General features: G+C 46.2%; 16 protein-coding genes. 14 read left to right on the forward strand and 2 right to left on the reverse strand.

All coding sequences use genetic code 11. The annotated features are described in order from the left end of the window. Positions 1-146 precede the first annotated feature (146 nt). From BQ9856_RS06940 to BQ9856_RS06950, 3 genes are all read left to right on the forward strand, one after another. A complete protein-coding gene (locus BQ9856_RS06940) occupies positions 147-905 on the forward strand; it encodes a tRNA threonylcarbamoyladenosine dehydratase (RefSeq protein WP_077610382.1) in 759 nt (252 codons plus the stop codon). Between the two features lie 30 nt (positions 906-935). Beyond that, the gene (locus BQ9856_RS06945) at positions 936-2,105 is read left to right on the forward strand and encodes a rhodanese-like domain-containing protein (protein WP_442855497.1); all 1,170 of its coding nucleotides are present in this window, start codon (positions 936-938) and stop codon (positions 2,103-2,105) included. Positions 2,106-2,208: 103 nt separating this feature from the next. Next, positions 2,209-2,640, forward strand: coding sequence for an RrF2 family transcriptional regulator (locus BQ9856_RS06950; RefSeq protein WP_077610383.1), 432 nt, complete (start codon positions 2,209-2,211; stop codon positions 2,638-2,640). Positions 2,641-2,739: 99 nt separating this feature from the next. Here the strand turns inward: BQ9856_RS06950 and BQ9856_RS06955 are convergent, their stop codons facing one another. Further along, positions 2,740-3,672, reverse strand: a complete 933-nt coding sequence (locus BQ9856_RS06955; protein WP_077610384.1) for a LysR family transcriptional regulator — start codon at positions 3,670-3,672, stop codon at positions 2,740-2,742. Positions 3,673-3,832: 160 nt separating this feature from the next. Here BQ9856_RS06955 and BQ9856_RS06960 point away from each other — a divergent pair, with 160 nt between their 5' ends. The 6 genes from BQ9856_RS06960 (at position 3,833) to BQ9856_RS06990 (ending at position 9,950) form a co-directional block, all read left to right on the forward strand. Then, the gene (locus BQ9856_RS06960; protein ID WP_077610385.1) at positions 3,833-5,161 is read left to right on the forward strand and encodes an enolase C-terminal domain-like protein; all 1,329 of its coding nucleotides are present in this window, start codon (positions 3,833-3,835) and stop codon (positions 5,159-5,161) included. Between the two features lie 31 nt (positions 5,162-5,192). Then, positions 5,193-6,569 carry a GntP family permease gene (locus BQ9856_RS06965; protein ID WP_077610386.1) on the forward strand — a complete coding sequence of 459 codons (1,377 nt, stop codon included), beginning with the start codon at positions 5,193-5,195 and terminating at the stop codon, positions 6,567-6,569. Positions 6,570-6,666: 97 nt separating this feature from the next. Then, positions 6,667-7,755 carry an iron-containing alcohol dehydrogenase family protein gene (locus BQ9856_RS06970; protein ID WP_077610387.1) on the forward strand — a complete coding sequence of 363 codons (1,089 nt, stop codon included), beginning with the start codon at positions 6,667-6,669 and terminating at the stop codon, positions 7,753-7,755. Between the two features lie 159 nt (positions 7,756-7,914). Next, the gene (locus BQ9856_RS06975) at positions 7,915-8,688 is read left to right on the forward strand and encodes a CAP domain-containing protein (protein ID WP_235839168.1); all 774 of its coding nucleotides are present in this window, start codon (positions 7,915-7,917) and stop codon (positions 8,686-8,688) included. A gap of 649 nt (positions 8,689-9,337) precedes the next feature. Then, positions 9,338-9,520, forward strand: coding sequence for a type II toxin-antitoxin system HicA family toxin (locus tag BQ9856_RS06985; RefSeq protein ID WP_442855498.1), 183 nt, complete (start codon positions 9,338-9,340; stop codon positions 9,518-9,520). Between the two features lie 31 nt (positions 9,521-9,551). Further along, complete coding sequence (locus tag BQ9856_RS06990; protein ID WP_077610390.1) at positions 9,552-9,950, forward strand: type II toxin-antitoxin system HicB family antitoxin; 399 nt, start codon at positions 9,552-9,554, stop codon at positions 9,948-9,950. 230 nt (positions 9,951-10,180) lie between these two features. Here BQ9856_RS06990 and BQ9856_RS06995 read toward each other — a convergent pair whose 3' ends face one another. Then, positions 10,181-11,050, reverse strand: a complete 870-nt coding sequence (locus tag BQ9856_RS06995) for a LysR family transcriptional regulator (protein ID WP_077610391.1) — start codon at positions 11,048-11,050, stop codon at positions 10,181-10,183. Positions 11,051-11,241: 191 nt separating this feature from the next. Here BQ9856_RS06995 and BQ9856_RS07000 point away from each other — a divergent pair, with 191 nt between their 5' ends. The 5 genes from BQ9856_RS07000 to BQ9856_RS07020 all read left to right on the forward strand — a co-directional run. Further along, positions 11,242-12,273: a sulfate ABC transporter substrate-binding protein gene (locus BQ9856_RS07000; RefSeq protein WP_077610392.1), complete on the forward strand. Its 1,032-nt coding sequence runs from the start codon at positions 11,242-11,244 to the stop codon at positions 12,271-12,273. A 71-nt stretch (positions 12,274-12,344) separates the two neighbouring features. Then, the gene (cysT, locus tag BQ9856_RS07005; protein ID WP_077610393.1) at positions 12,345-13,199 is read left to right on the forward strand and encodes a sulfate ABC transporter permease subunit CysT; all 855 of its coding nucleotides are present in this window, start codon (positions 12,345-12,347) and stop codon (positions 13,197-13,199) included. Between the two features lie 10 nt (positions 13,200-13,209). Then, positions 13,210-14,067, forward strand: coding sequence for a sulfate ABC transporter permease (locus BQ9856_RS07010; protein WP_077610394.1), 858 nt, complete (start codon positions 13,210-13,212; stop codon positions 14,065-14,067). A 10-nt stretch (positions 14,068-14,077) separates the two neighbouring features. Beyond that, positions 14,078-15,142 (forward strand): ABC transporter ATP-binding protein, encoded by a 1,065-nt coding sequence (locus BQ9856_RS07015; protein WP_077610395.1) that lies wholly within the window; start codon positions 14,078-14,080, stop codon positions 15,140-15,142. A 95-nt stretch (positions 15,143-15,237) separates the two neighbouring features. Beyond that, on the forward strand, positions 15,238-15,863 hold a 626-nt coding region (locus BQ9856_RS07020), incomplete at its 3' end, for an FAD-binding protein (protein WP_139348767.1).

Genomic DNA, 15,863 nt, shown 5'->3' on the forward strand with positions numbered 1-15,863 from the left:
GAATGAGAGACACTTATTGCTCCTATAATCCGGAAAAAAGAAAAGGCAATAAATATCATTTGCCCAAATACACATTTCGAAGTATAATAAAGTGTATTTTTATTCCTATTAAACAGATAGAAAAATTAAGAAAGAGGTTGAATCAATTGTTGAACCAGTTTTCAAGGACCCAGTTATTATTGGGGGAAGATGCCATGGATAAATTGATGGGGGCGAAAGTTGCTGTTTTTGGTATCGGCGGTGTCGGCGGATATACGGTGGAAGCCTTGGTGAGAAGCGGGGTCCGTTCCTTTGTACTTGTTGATGATGACAAGGTTTGTCTTACCAATTTAAACAGGCAGATCATAGCGACCAGAAAAACGGTAGGCAAATATAAGGTTGAAGTAATGAAGGACAGAATATTGGAAATCAACCCGGATGCTCAAGTGGAAATGCACCGGTGCTTCTATTTACCGGAAAACGCGGCTGATTTTGATTTTAAGAATTATGATTATGTGGTGGATGCGGTAGATACTGTCACCGCAAAGCTTGAACTGATCATGCGCGCAAAAGAAGCGGGTGTGCCGGTCATCAGCTGTATGGGCGCCGGCAATAAACTGGATCCTACGAAATTTGAAGTGGCGGATATTTATAAAACCACCATGTGCCCGCTTGCAAAAGTCATGCGGAGAGAGTTAAAGAAAAGAGGAGTAAAGAAGCTTAAGGTTGTTTACTCCACGGAAAAGCCTACAAGGCCGTTAGAGGATATGTCCATCAGCTGCAGGACAAACTGTATCTGTCCGCCGGGAGCCAGGCATAAGTGCACGGAACGAAGGGATATTCCCGGAAGCGTGGCTTTTGTTCCTTCCGTGGCAGGACTGATCATAGCAGGGGAAGTGATCAAGGACCTGGCACATAAGGAATAAACGGAAATGGACGGATTAGGAGGTAAGAATATGTTTGATGACAGTATGGCTCATGAGCTGGATCTATCATTGGAACAAATGAAGCAAATGAGCCCGGAGGAATATATGCTTGTAGACGTCAGAGATCAGACGGCATACAATCATGGATTTATACCGGGAGCCATTCACATAGAAAAAGAAGCATTGTTAAACGGGGCCGTTTCCCTTCCGAAGGATAAGAAGATCATATTGTATTGCTTAAAAGGGGTCATCAGCGGGGACGCGGCAAAGCAACTGGCGGAAAAGGGGTATGAAGCATATAATCTTCGCGGCGGCTATGGCGAATGGCTGCTTCGTGCCATGGAGAAGGAGGACAGCGGAAACGAACGCCTGGAGGAGATCGAAAAGAGCATCCGCAAGAAATTCCATAAGGAGCTGTTCAGCAGGTTTGCCAAAGCCATCAATGAATATGAGCTGGTAAAGGAAAACGATAAGATCGCCGTATGCATTTCAGGGGGAAAGGATTCCATGCTGATGGCTAAGCTGTTTCAGGAGCTGAGACGGCACAATAAATTTCCTTTTGAGCTGGTATTCCTTGTGATGGACCCGGGGTATAATGAAACCAACCGTCAGGTCATCGAAAACAATGCAAAGCTTTTAAACATTCCGGTCACTGTGTTTGAAACCCAGATCTTTGATGCGGTCTATGATGTGGAAAAATCCCCCTGCTACCTGTGCGCCAGAATGAGGCGGGGATACTTATACAACAAGGCCAAAGAGCTGGGCTGTAATAAGATCGCGCTTGGACATCACTACGACGATGTCATTGAAACCATACTCATGGGAATGATGTACGGGGCGCAGATACAGACCATGATGCCAAAGCTGCACAGCACCAATTTCGAAGGGATGGAGCTCATCCGCCCCATGTATCTGATCCGGGAAGATGACATCAAGAGCTGGAGAGATTACAACGGCCTGCATTTTATCCAGTGCGCCTGCCGGTTTACCGATACCTGTACAACCTGCAGGACCGACGGCAGCACCGGTTCAAAAAGGGTGGAAATAAAAGACCTGATCAAACAGTTAAAAGAAATCAATCCATATATTGAGAGCAATATTTTTAAAAGTGTGGAGAATGTCAACTTAAATACCATAATCGCGTATAAGGAAAATGGAACCGTACATCATTTCCTTGACCGGTATGACGCAGACATATAATAAATTTCTTATATAATTGGCTTTTTTGATCTATTTGGTTTTAAATAATGCTTGAAAAACATACTAACCTTGTGGTAAATTATGAATATGGAGGTTATGTCTTATGAAAATTTCAACAAAAGGTCGCTATGCGATCCGACTTATGATAGATCTGGCTGAACATAATAACGGAGAGTACATCACCCTGATGGATATCGCGGAAAGACAGGAAATATCGGAAAAATACTTAGAATCCATTGTCTCTGTGTTAAGCAAGAGTAATCTGCTCATATCCCTGAGAGGAAAAGGCGGCGGATATAAATTGGCGAAAGATCCGGAGTGTTATACCGTAGGCAGCATATTAAGGCTGACGGAAGGCTCCCTTGCCCCGGTTTCCTGCCTGGAAGGGGAGATTAATAACTGCAACAGAGCCTCTCATTGTCAGACCTTACAGATGTGGGAAGGCTTAAATAAGCTGGTGAATGATTACTTTGACGGGATCACCATTGCCGATCTGGTTAAGGAAAGTGATTATACAGACAATTATATCATTTAGATTCGTTCCATCATTGGGGTGGGATTCTCCGGAATCCCGCCCTATTTCTATGATCCGGTCTATTTAATTCTCATGAATAAAAATGACTGCGGACAAAAGCTAGAGGACCGGCTGCCCAATTTTCAATGCGGTATTGCGGTAGTGGTCAATTGCAAGGGCAATGAATGTGCGCGCCGCCTGGGTCAGGTAATGCTCTTTTTTATAGGTGGCGCAGAGCTCCCAGCGGGGGCGCTGAGGCAGGTAGAAGTATGCCACATCTTCCTGTTCCTGTGCATAGTTGAACGTAAGGAGGGAGCATGCCATATTGTTCTTTACCAGATTGCACATGGTCAGGTTACTCGCTGTCTCAAACAGCAGCTTCGGCATGAAACCGGATTCTTCAAACAGCGGGTCGATGACGGAACGCATCGTAGAATTCTTGAACATCAGGACAAAGTATTCATCTTTGAAATCCCTCAAATCAGCAACTGCAAATGGTGTGCCCGGCGGGGTTGCATTTCGTGCAAGCGGATGGCGGCGCGGAACGGCCAGGAGAATATCCTCGTAATAGATATGGATATACTCGTCACCGGTCTTATCCGCTTCGTTAAGCGTGACAAAGCCTAAATCTAAATATCCTTTGGAAATCAGGGACTGCTGCCTGCGCACGCTAATCTCCTGCGGCTCTATGGTGATGTGGGGGAACCGTTGGTGGAATTCAGGATAAACGCTCATCAGCATGTTGATACCGCGCTCCGGCGTGAGCCCTATGGAAAGACTGCCCGCTTTATTGTCCGCGATGTCATTTAAAATATCGTAAGCCTCTTTTTTTAAATGTAAAATCTGCCGTCCATAATCCACATACACCTTGCCGGCCTCCGTTAAGCGCAGGTTGTTCTTGCACCGGTGGAACAGCGGGGTGCCAAGCTCCGCCTCCAGTTTCAGGAGCTGCTGATTCATTCCTGACTGGGAAATAAACATTTTTTCCGCAGCTTTCGTGATGCTGCATTCGTCTGCAATCTGAACGATATATTCTATCTGTCTTAAATCCATGAAAATCCCCTCCCGGAAAGATATTGTGAAATAAGTTTTACTTAGTTAATAACTAATAACAAGTAATTTTACTTATTTATAGATATTTTATACAATAAAGTTGAGAAAAGGGCAAGTGAAATATAAAAAATTGCCATGAAAATGAAAGGAGGACTTAGTCATGTCACCAAAGATTACAAAGATGGAGGTATGGCCTGTGGCGGGCGCTGATTGTATGGAGTTGAATTTGAGCGGTGCACATGCTCCGTACTTTACCAGAAATGTGGTTGTCCTGTATGCGGATAACGGGGAGACAGGCGTGGGCGAAGTTCCGGGAGGTGAAAAAATCACAAAAGCCCTGGAGGAATGCATACCGATTGTGGAGGGCACACAGGTTGCTGAGTACAAGAGCACGCTTCTGAAAGTAAAGAAATATCTGGATTCCAGAGGGGAAGAGGACGTGCGTGGCAACCAGACATTCGATTTGCGCACAGGTGTCCATGTGGTAACTGCGATTGAGGCTCCGTGTCTGGATTTGCTGGGTAAGTATTTAGATGTTCCGGTCTGTGAGCTGCTGGGCGAGGGGCAGCAGAGGGACAAGGTGAGAATGCTTGGATATCTGTTCTTTGTCGGGGACAGAAATAAGACGGATCTGCCTTATCTGTCCGAGCCGGATACAGACTGCGAGTGGTACCGGATCCGGCATGAGGAAGCGTTGACTGCAGAAAAAATCGTGGCACTTGCAAGGGCGGCCAGCGGGAAATACGGTTTTCAGGATTTCAAGCTGAAAGGGGGCGTGCTTCCGGGCAACGAGGAAATGGATGTGATCCGCGCTCTGAAAAAAGAATTTCCCAATGCGCGGATTGATTTAGACCCCAACGGCGGTTGGCTGTTAAAAGAGGCGGTTGAATATGTGAAAGGGATGGAAGGCATCCTGACCTACTGCGAGGACCCGTGCGGGGCAGAGGGCGTATACTCCGGCAGGGAGATTATGAGTGAGTTCCGCAGACGCACAGGTTTCCCGACAGCGACAAATATGATTGCTACCGATTGGAGAGAAGTCGGGCACTCCTTAGAATCCCAGGCGGTTGACATTATTCTGGCAGACCCGCATTTCTGGACCATGAGCGGTTCTGTGCGCGTGGCCCAGATGTGCCATGATTTTGGCTATACCTGGGGCAGCCATTCCAACAACCATTTTGACATCTCCCTTGCCATGTTCACCCATGTGGGCGCGGCGGTTCCGGGCAGGTACAATGCGATGGATACCCACTGGATCTGGCAGGAGGGCCTGGAGCGGCTGACAAAAGAGCCCTTGCAGATTGAGGATGGCTGCGTGGCAGTTCCCAGGAAGCCGGGACTTGGTATTGAGGTTGATTTAGAGCAGGTAAAAAAGGCACATGAGGTTTATTTAAAACATTGCCTTGGAGCGAGAAACGATGCGATGGCGATGCAGTATCTGATTCCGGGTTGGAAGTTTGATCCGAAGAAGCCATGCATGGTGCGGTAACAGGGTATAAATTTGGGGAGGGAAAATTCAGATGTCACATGAAGCACAGATGCTCCTGGGACTGTTCCTGGGAATTGCGGTTATGATTATTCTGGTTATGAAGACCAGAACCCATACATTTATTGCACTGCTTTTGGCGGCGCTGATTGCGGGACTGATCGGGGAAATGGCTCCGTCGGAGGCAATTGATGCCATTCAGGACGGCTTTGGAAACACGCTGAAGAGCACCGGCATCATCATCGGCCTCGGCGTAATGATGGGCGGTATTCTGGAGAAAACGGGAGCTGCGGAGCGGCTTGCCTATACATTTATCAAGCTGATAGGAAAAGGAAAAGAGGAATGGGCGCTGGGAGTCACCGGCTGGATTGTGTCGATTCCGGTGTTTGCCGATTCAGCGGTAGTTATCTTTGCACCGCTGTGTAAAGCGCTTTCCAGAGTGACCGGCAAATCAGTTATCGGGCTTGCCCTTGCCATGGCATGCGGCTTACAGTGCACTCACGCCATGGTTCCGCCCACTCCGGGCCCGCTGACGGCGGCAGGCATGATGGGAGTGGATGTGGGACAGATGATTATAGTCGGCGCTGCGTTGTCCATTCCGATTTTCATTGCTTCCATCCTTTATTCCAAGTGGATTGGAAGAAAGATTTACCAGATTCCGATGACAGACGGAACCTATGACCGGAAAGAGTTTAAAAAAGAGTATATTAAGACGATGGAAGAGCTGGATACCATAATGGGGGAAAAGGAACTTCCGGGGCTGTGGAATTCTTTATCACCCATTATTGTACCGTTGGCCTTAATTCTTTGCAAGACGGCGCTGAGCCTGACTTCCATTGAAAGTGGAGGATTCTACGAAGCAGTTAATCTTTTGGGCTCGCCAATCGTGGCGCTGGCAATCGGAACGACCCTTGCCGTATACGGGCTTGGGGCGAAGATGGACCAGAAACAGATTATCGGCATCATGAACGGCAGCATCAAGGATACAGGCATTATCATGTTGATTACCGGTGCCGGCGGAGCACTGGGGAATGTGGTAAAGGTGAGCGGTATTGGTGACGTACTCGGCTCCATGGTAGTGAGCTGGCCGATTCCTGCAATTCTGATTCCGGTTATTATTGCAGCACTGATGCGGATTGCCCTTGGCTCCGCAACCGTGGCGATTACCACGGCGGCATCCTTAACGGCTCCGCTGATTCCGGTACTCGGTTTAAATCCGGTGCTCCTGGCACAGGCGAGCTGCATCGGTGCGATTGCATTCGGCTATTTTAATGACAGCGGATTCTGGGTGTTCAACGGAATGTTCGGACTTACGGAGATGAAAGACCAGTTGAAGTGTAAGACGGCGGTATCCATGGTCATGGCAGGCGTCGGAGTGGTGGAGCTGCTGATTATAAACCTGTTTATCTGACGGATACATAAAACGGACGGCGGAGTTTTCTGTGGAAGGCGCCGCCGTTTGTTTTTCCGCACGACAGTGCGATAGTGGTATGGAAAGGAGCATCGGTATGGAGAAAATTATTTTAGACAGTGCGATTAAGTTTGGTGCGGGGCGCTACCGTCAGGACAAGGGGATTTTAGAGGTGTGCGGGGAGGAAATACGCAGGTTTGGAAAAAAAGCATATGTGATTGCGGGCTCCAGGGCATTTGCCGCGGTGAAAGAACGCCTGTTGCCCGGATTTGAACGGGCGGGGCTGGATTATGTGGTGGAGATTTATGAGGGTGCCTGCAGCTATGAGGCGGCAGTAGAACATGCAGAAAAATGCCTGGCGGCAGGGTGTGATGAGGTGGTCGGCATCGGCGGCGGGAAAATCATGGATTTTTCCAAGGCGGTTGCGGAGACGGCGCGTCTGGGAACGGTGAATATCCCTACCTCGATTTCCACCTGTGCAGCATTTACCACTATGAGCGTTATGTACACGCCGGAGGGGGCAAAGAAAAACTGCTGGCGGTTTGAGCATGAGATAGATGCGGTGCTGGTGGATATGGAGGTTATCGCACAGTGCCCGATTCGCTATGCGGCTGCGGGGATTCTGGATGCAATGGCGAAGCGAATTGAAATTCAGAACGGGAAACCGGTTATGCGGCTGGAGGAAAACAAGTTCGACTTGTTTACAGCATTTAAGATGGCGGAATATACCTATGAAGTACTGGAGCAATATGGACCGCAGGCAATAGAGGATATCCGTAACGGAAAGCTGACAAAGACGGTGGAGGATGTGACCTTTATCAATATTGCGGTAACAGGCGTGATTGCCAATATCACGAAGAGCTTCAGCCAGTCGGCACTGGGGCATATGATGTACGATGGGGTGCGGACTTATTTTACAAAAGAGGCGGCCGCTGCACTTCACGGGGAGATTGTGGCTGTGGGACTTTTTTCCCAGCTTTATTACAATCAGCTCAGCCATGAGAAAGACCGGCTGAAAGAGTTTATGCGCGGGATGGATATGCCGCTGACGCTTAAGGAGCTGGGCGTGGAAGAGAATGGGAAGAATTTAAAGGTCCTTGAGGATTATCTGATAGATTCGCCCTATGTGGAGCATACGCCGGAGAGCCTGGAGAGGCTGCATAAGGCTATGGGGCAGATGTGTTAGAGGAACATAGCGGTGCAGGCAGCCCAACAGATTGAGCCTCTCTGGACCGTTTAAGCAATTCCCAGTTATTCCCACTGGAAAATTGGAAACAAGCGTGTTACCATATATTTGTAACATAAACGTAACACAATTGTAACAATTTAAAAGGAGGCAAATTAATTGAGAAAACTAACAGCACTTGGAATGATTACACTTACTTTAACAAGCATGATACCGTTAACGGCAAATGCAGCGGTGACCAGATCCTACGGCCAATGTAATACCGGGAGAAAAGTTGTAACAATTAATGGGAACTGTAATTTAGAAGATTTAAAATCGAAATTACAGCAATTGGGAATTGATGGAAATTGTGTGAATTGGTCAAAGCTTACGAATGGAACGAATACCGGTAAACCGGATAAGGGTGAAAACACCGGTACCAATACGAATACAAACACAAATACCAACAACGGTTCGAATACCAACAACGGCACGAATACCGACAAAGATACGGATGCCAACAGCGGCTCAAACACAAATACAAACACGGATAACGGCTCAAAGGATGACACCGGCAATAAATCCTATACCCAGCAGGTGGTAGATCTTGTAAATGCAGAAAGAGCAAAAGAGGGACTTGCACCTCTTACCATTGATCCAATGGTAGAGAAGGCAGCTACGGTAAGAGCTAACGAAATACAGTCTAATTTTGATCACGTACGTCCTGACGGCAGCTCATTTTCAAGTGCATTAAAGGAACAGGGTGTGAATTACCGCGGTGCAGGCGAAAACATTGCATGGGGACAAAGAACTCCCCAGGAAGTGGTGAATGCATGGATGAACAGCCCGGGACACAGAGCGAATATCATGAATAAGAGCTATACACATATCGGAGTAGGTAATACTCAAAACAGTTCCGGTACACAGTACTGGGTACAATTATTTACATATTAATGGTATTATCGCCTTGTAAATCGAGATATTATAAAGGTTTATAGGGGGCTTATTAATAAAAAAGAAGATAGGTGACAGCCATTTGACAACCCTTTTCTAAGATGTTGTCAAATGGCTGCCGCCTTTTCGAATATATCCACGCTTTTAGAAGCCATAGTATCAGCAGCGTGGGTGTATATTTGAAGCGTTGAGGAAATATCGGAGTGACCAATGCGGACTTGCACATCTTTTATATCGGCTCCGTTTTCTCTTACGCATACCATATCTATTCTTTTATCATTAAGATCAGTAGAATAACCTTTGGGAGCAATTCGATAAATCGTGTTACCTTTCTCGTCTTTCTCAGGCTTTAAACAATATTCAGTGTAGTATTTCCCATATAGTGAGCGACTCTTCTCTTGGAAAGCCTTTGCGAATTGCAGTGCTTCTTAGAGACTGTCTCCTAATTTTATGATACAATAAGATTTTTCGGTTTTTGCAGTATTCAAATACCAAGCTACGGTGGTGTGATAGGCCGGGGAAATTTATTTAATTTTCCCTCCTGCTCGATTATATTAAACACGTATAAACACGCATAAAACGCTTGACGCACGTGCTGATACGTGCTATAATAAGAGCATGATAAGGAAAGGAGATAAAGCAAATGCCAATGACGCCGAAACAGATGATAAAGCTGCTTAAGCAGAATGGTTTTCAGGAAGTACGGCAAGTTGGTTCTCATATTACTTTAGAGAATCCGGTTACCGGAAAGATGACCACTGTTCCTTATCACTGCAAAGACCTAAAAAAAGGTACAGAGCAGGCAATACTTAAACAGGCGGGGCTAAAATAGCCCCTGCCTCTTTTGAATAGAGGAGGTTATTATGGACGAACGTATGTTTTATCCAGCGATTTTTCAACCAGAAGAAGAGGGCGGATTCAGCATTATATTTCCTGATGTGAAGGGCTGTATAACGCAAGGTGAAGATATGAATGATGGTTATGAAATGGCATTTGACGCCTTGGGTAACATGCTGTCTTATCTGGAGGAATCCGGTAAAGAAATTCCAAATCCTTCGGAACCACAGAAAATCCACTTAGATGAAGGTCAATTTTTAGTTGTGATTGAATTTAATATGCTGGAGTATAAGAAAAAGAATGATTCAAGAGCAGTAAAGAAGACGTTGACTATTCCATCATGGTTAAATGAAGTGGCAATTCGACAGAATATTAATTTTTCACAAGTATTACAGGAAGCTTTAATGGCAAGAGTGAAACAGTAATTTTAAAATGGAGATGCAAGCTGTTATAGGTTTGCATCTCATTTCTTTACCCTAGAGGCGGTCAACCCCGTAGAGGAATGCAGCAAGCAGGGATTGGAAATCTTTGACCGGGCCGGCCCTATAGGTGTAAGCATTAGTCTGTTTTGATAATTACATACTAATTAATTAAATGCTTGGAATAATCCAAATCCAGTTGTAAGATATTGCAATAGATTTGGATTATTTTTTGTTTACCGTTTTATAAACTCAATCAAATGAATGATTTCCGGATTCAAGTATTTGTTCTGATGATAGATGATATGATATTCCCGCTTAAATTCAATTCCTTTTATCTGTAAGGGGACCAGCTTCCCGCTTTTGAAGTAGTCCGTCAGCATGCGTTCAGGAAGGATGGAAATCCCCAGACCGGCGATGACTGCATTGATGATGGCAGTGGTGCTGGTGCTTTCCAGTATGGGCTTTAATAGAAAATCCTGAAGCATCAGGGTGGATTCTGCAAGCTCTCTGGTTCCGCTGTTTCTCTCCCGCAGAAGGAAATGTTCTTCTTTTATATCATCCAGGGCCACCGTTTTTTTCGATGCCAGCGGATGGAAAGGACTGCAGATCAAGACCAGCTTATCCTTTGTGAAAGGCTCAGCCATGAGTTTATCCGAGTGAATACAGCCTTCGATCAGTGCCAGGTCCAGATTGTTTTCCAAAACCATCTTTTCAATGATATCTGAGCTGTCAATTTTAATATAAGGCATGGGGACATGGAAGGTATCCATGTATTCTTTTATGTATCCCGGCATCAGGCAGGTGCCGATGCTTATGCTGGAACCGATCCGCAGAGGGGTGGCTCGTTCCTGCTTTTTGAAATCTTTGTCCATTTCCAGATAGAGAGCCGTTATGTGGGAGGCAAATTCGTATAGATGGTGAGCCGCGTTTGTTTTCTGTATGCCCCGTCCCATTCGCTCGAACAGCCGGACCGAATAGTGGTTTTCCAGTTCCTTGATGGCAGCGCTGACGGCAGGCTGGCTTAGATTTAACTTTCTGGCAGCAGCGGTAATGCTCTCTTCCTTGTATACCGTAACAAAAATAATTAACGTTTTTATGGACATAGAAACCTCCTTACATAGTGCATATTAACCTACTGGAAAAATATGATATATAAATAAAAAAATATATGTTACAGGTAATATATAAATAAATTCTACCATATAAAATATAAAAACACAATAACCTACTTTACAAATATGTATATAGGTATTAAAATGCCAGGTATCATAACAATCATGTGGAGGTAAGCAAGATGAAAAAGAGAAATTGGAAAAGGATTGTCCCTGCGCTGCTGGCTGTTGGAATGTCGTTTTCTATGGCGGCCTGTGGAAAGGCTCCGGAAAAAAGCGCAGACGCCGGCATAACGATAACCAATGTTTCCTATGATCCGACACGGGAATTTTACACAGCTTACAATGAGTTATTTAAAAAATACTATAAAGCTGCATATGGCACCGATGTAAACGTGGTCCAGTCTCATGGCGGTTCAGGCGGGCAGGCCCGTTCCGTGATCGAAGGCTCCCAGGCAGATGTGGTGACACTGGCACTGGCCCATGATATTACCTTAATTGAAAAGGCAGGCTTAATTGATGCAGGCTGGATCAATGAATTAAAAGGAAATTCCTCTCCATATACTTCAACCATCGTGTTCCTCGTAAGAAAAGGAAATGAAAAAAATATAAAGGACTGGCCGGATCTGCTGAAGCCCGGTGTGGAGGTCATTACACCGGACCCAAAGAGCAGCGGCGGTGCCTGCTGGAATTTCCTTGCAGCATGGCAGTATGCAAAGACCGCTTTTAACGGCGATGAGGATCAAATGAAGAAATTCGCCGGGGATCTCTACAAAAATGTCAGCGTGATGGATTCCGGTGCCAGGGGGGCCACGACGACCTTTGTGGAGAATGGTCAGGGAGATGTGCTGATCGCCTGGGAGAATGAAGCGGTCACAACCGTAGAGGAGTATCCGGATGATTACGAAATCATTACTCCCAGCATCAGCATTCTGGCCGAACCAAGCGTGGCGATCGTGGATGAAAATGCCAATAAAAACGGGACCCGGGAGGCAGCAAAGGCATATCTGGAATATTTGTATACGGATGAGGCCCAGAAACTGATCGGAGAATATGGTTACAGACCGTCCAACAAGGAAATTCTGCAGCAATATTCGGATAAATTCGACTTGAATGTAGAGCTCTGCACTATTGATGATTTTGGCGGCTGGGATGCGGCATACGATACATTCTTTGTTGACGGCGGAATCTTTGATGAAATTTACGGGAACTAGAAAAGTTCATCCTCCCGGCACTTTTTACCGGTAGGATGAATTCGTTTTAAGAGTATTTAAATGGAGGACACATGGAAGGGTTAAGAATAAAAAAGCATGTCAGGAATCACAGAGTCATACCGGGATATGGGTTAACCATGGGAATTACAATCATGATGCTGTCCCTTATCCTGTTAATACCCCTCATATCCGTTCTGGTATATTCATTTCAGTTGACACCCGGTGAATTTTGGAACCTGATTATAAAGGATAATGTGGTGAATGCATTTCAGACCAGTATCCTGTGTTCCGGGATCGCTGCTTTCGTGAATTGTATCTTTGGAATGATCCTGGCCTGGGTTCTGGTAAGATACGAGTTTCCGGGGAAACGGATTTTAGATGGTCTCATCGAGCTTCCTTTTGCCCTTCCGACCGCAGTTGCCGGCATTACGTTATCGAAGATGTATTCCAGTACAGGGGTTATGGGCCGTTTTTTTGCCCAGTTTGGAATTAAGGTTTCTTACACAAAATCAGGGCTTACCATTGCCCTTATCTTTATCGGCATTCCCTTTGTAGTAAGAGCGATTCAGCCGATCCTCGAAAAGCTGGATCCCCAGTATGAAGAGGCTGCCTGCATTCTGGGAGCCGGCAGGGCTGCTACTTTCCGGAAGGTCATATTACCGGAACTGCGGCCTGCCCTGTTGACCGGATTTGGTCTGGCCTTTGCGAGAGGGATCGGGGAATACGGCAGTGTCATTTACATATCCGGAAATAATGCAAAAGACAAGACTCAGGTGGTTTCCTACGTGATCATGCAGAAGTTAAACTATGTGGATTATCCCAGTGCGACCGCCATAGCCCTGGTCATGCTGGTTATATCTTTTATTATTTTACTATTTATAAATGTGATCCAGGTGCACCAGTCGAAACGTACAAATAATATTTAGGAGGTGCGGTATGAAGAAGAATCCTGACAACGGAAAAGAGAACCGGGGAACAAAGGCGGTACTGATCGCAATCAGTGTTTTATTCCTGTTTTTCATGCTGGTACTGCCGCTCATATCGGTCATCGTCAATTCCTTAAGTGAAGGAATCCGGTTTTACTTTAAGGCCTTAAGGACGGAATCCGTGATTTCTGCCCTGAAAGTAACCTTGCTTGCAACGGTCATTGCTGTTCTGGTCAATACATTCTTTGGCATCATTGCGGCATGGCTTTTAACCAAGTTCTCCTTTCGGGGAAAACATATATTAGCGACTGTGATCGACATCCCCTTCTCCATTTCTCCGGTCATTGCCGGGCTGGCGTTCCTGATGACATTCGGCAGGCTGGGCTGGGCAGGCGGGTATATAAACAGACTGAATGAGGCATTGGGAACCAATATCCAGATCGTGTTTGCGGTTCCGGGAGTGGTGCTGGCAACGATTTTTGTAACATTCCCGTTTGTATCCAGAGAGATCATTCCGGTGTTAAATGCTCAGGGCAAGGATGAAGAGGAAGCCGCTGCTTTAATGGGGGCGGACGGGTTTACCATATTCCGTAAAATAACGTTTCCCCATATCAAATGGGCATTGCTGTATGGAATCATCCTGTGTACGGCAAGAGCTCTGGGGGAGTTCGGGGCGGTCAATGCGCTATCAAAGACGCGGGGCGTGACCTTTACATTGCCCCTGGAGATCGATGCGCTTTATTTATCTAATTCCGCGGATTCCATTACGGCGGCATTTGCGGTTTCTTCCATACTGGTTATCATGGCCGTTGTTGTACTGATCGTAAGGAACATCGTTGAATATAAGGCAAAAAAGAAATCAGAATAGGAGGAGCGCCATGTACGTAGAAATGAAAGATATTGATAAGTCATATGGGGATTTTAAAGCTTCCGACCATGTGAATTTTGGAATAGAAAAAGGAAAACTGGTTGCGCTTCTGGGACCGAGCGGAAGCGGAAAAACCACCATATTGCGGATGATCGCCGGATTTGAAACTCCAAATGCCGGAGACATTATCATTGACGGCAGACGGGTCAATGACATTCCGGCTTCCAAACGGGGGATCGGATTTGTATTCCAGAATTATGCGCTGTTCCGCTATATGACGGTTTTCCAGAACATTGCTTTCGGGCTGGAGCTCAAAAAAATGCCCAAAAAGCAGGTTCGGGAACGGGTCATGGAGTTGATTGAACTGACGGGATTAAAAGGAATGGAAAAGCGGTATCCCAACCAATTATCCGGCGGACAGAGGCAGAGGGTCGCATTCGCCAGAGCCCTTGCGCCCAGTCCCAGCCTGCTTCTGCTTGATGAGCCTTTTGCTGCGATTGATGCAAAGGTCCGCTTAGAGCTTCGCAGCTGGCTGAAGGATATGATACATAAAGTCGGGATCACAAGCATCTTTGTAACCCATGACCAGGATGAGGCGGTTGAGGTCGCTGATGAAATAATCGTCACCAACAAAGGACGGATCGAACAGACCGGCATGCCCCTTGAAATCTACAAGACGCCGGAAACGCCGTTCGTTGCCGAATTCATCGGCCAGTCCGCCAGAGTGGAGGAATATTATAAGCTTCGGGGATTTGAAAAAGGAGATTACAAAGGGGCAATCATCCGGCCGGAATTCGTGGAGGCTTTTAAGAGCGATAATGTAAAATTCAAGGATGTGATCCGATATTCCGAAGAAGGGACCATTGAAGATATCTCGTTCCGGGGAAATTGCCTGGAAGTAAAATTAAACGTGGGAGGCATCCTGCTTACGACACACCGGTCTCTGGAGCGGAGGTCCATAGAGATCGGTGAAAAGATGTGCGTGATCGTTTACAGGCTCTATGCCTATGACGGGGAACGGGCCTATCTTTTGGAAAATTCGGAACTGAATGGAAAGGAAGTCGTAACTTTTTAAAGGAATAACATATTAACCTATTGACAAACTATGTTGATACGGATAAAATAACAATTAATATCCAGTTAACATTGTTTGAAAGCAAGGTAGATGATATGAGTGTAAAGTTAAAACATGAGATTGTAGCTGCGGATGTACTGATCATAGGCGGCGGTACGGCAGGCTGTTATGCGGCTCTGACCCTTAGCAGGCATTCCGGTTTAAAGGTGGTCATAGCCGAGAAGGCCAACATAAAGAGGAGCGGTTGTCTTGCGGCAGGAGTGAATGCCATCAATGCCTACATTGTGGAAGGAAGGACCCCCGGGGATTATGTGGACTATGCAGCAAGGGATGCGGGCGGGATCGTAAGGAAGGATCTGCTTTTGACGGCAGCCGAACGGTTCAACGAAGTGACGGCTGAGATGGAAAAGCTGGGACTGGTGATCTTAAAAGACGAACAGGGAAAGTATGTGGCAAGAGGAAACAGGAACATTAAGATCAATGGAGAAAACTTCAAGCCCATATTGGCAAAAGCGGTTCAGAACGCAGAGAATGTAGAAGTTTTAAATAATGTAAATATAACGGATCTGCTCGTTCACGACAACCGGGTGGAAGGTGCGGTAGGCTTTCATATAACGGAGCAAAGGGCGTTTGAGATCAGGGCAAATGCGGTCATCGTTTCTACCGGCGGTGCGGCAGGGCTCTATAAACCGAACAATCCGGGATTTTCCCGCCCTAAGAT

Origin of the sequence: Clostridium sp. Marseille-P2415, from assembly GCF_900155545.1 — a bacterium.
Taxonomy (GTDB): Bacteria; Bacillota; Clostridia; order Lachnospirales; family Lachnospiraceae; genus Lacrimispora.

Coding starts and splice junctions, on each gene's coding strand:
- BQ9856_RS06945 (WP_442855497.1), top strand. CDS start 936: ATGTTTGATGACAGTATGGCTCATGAGCTGGATCTATCATTGGAACAA.
- BQ9856_RS06950 (WP_077610383.1), top strand. CDS start 2,209: ATGAAAATTTCAACAAAAGGTCGCTATGCGATCCGACTTATGATAGAT.
- BQ9856_RS06955 (WP_077610384.1), bottom strand. CDS start 3,672: ATGGATTTAAGACAGATAGAATATATCGTTCAGATTGCAGACGAATGC.
- BQ9856_RS06960 (WP_077610385.1), top strand. CDS start 3,833: ATGTCACCAAAGATTACAAAGATGGAGGTATGGCCTGTGGCGGGCGCT.
- BQ9856_RS06965 (WP_077610386.1), top strand. CDS start 5,193: ATGTCACATGAAGCACAGATGCTCCTGGGACTGTTCCTGGGAATTGCG.
- BQ9856_RS06970 (WP_077610387.1), top strand. CDS start 6,667: ATGGAGAAAATTATTTTAGACAGTGCGATTAAGTTTGGTGCGGGGCGC.
- BQ9856_RS06985 (WP_442855498.1), top strand. CDS start 9,338: ATGACGCCGAAACAGATGATAAAGCTGCTTAAGCAGAATGGTTTTCAG.
- BQ9856_RS06990 (WP_077610390.1), top strand. CDS start 9,552: ATGGACGAACGTATGTTTTATCCAGCGATTTTTCAACCAGAAGAAGAG.
- BQ9856_RS06995 (WP_077610391.1), bottom strand. CDS start 11,050: ATGTCCATAAAAACGTTAATTATTTTTGTTACGGTATACAAGGAAGAG.
- BQ9856_RS07000 (WP_077610392.1), top strand. CDS start 11,242: ATGAAAAAGAGAAATTGGAAAAGGATTGTCCCTGCGCTGCTGGCTGTT.
- cysT (WP_077610393.1), top strand. CDS start 12,345: ATGGAAGGGTTAAGAATAAAAAAGCATGTCAGGAATCACAGAGTCATA.
- BQ9856_RS07010 (WP_077610394.1), top strand. CDS start 13,210: ATGAAGAAGAATCCTGACAACGGAAAAGAGAACCGGGGAACAAAGGCG.
- BQ9856_RS07015 (WP_077610395.1), top strand. CDS start 14,078: ATGTACGTAGAAATGAAAGATATTGATAAGTCATATGGGGATTTTAAA.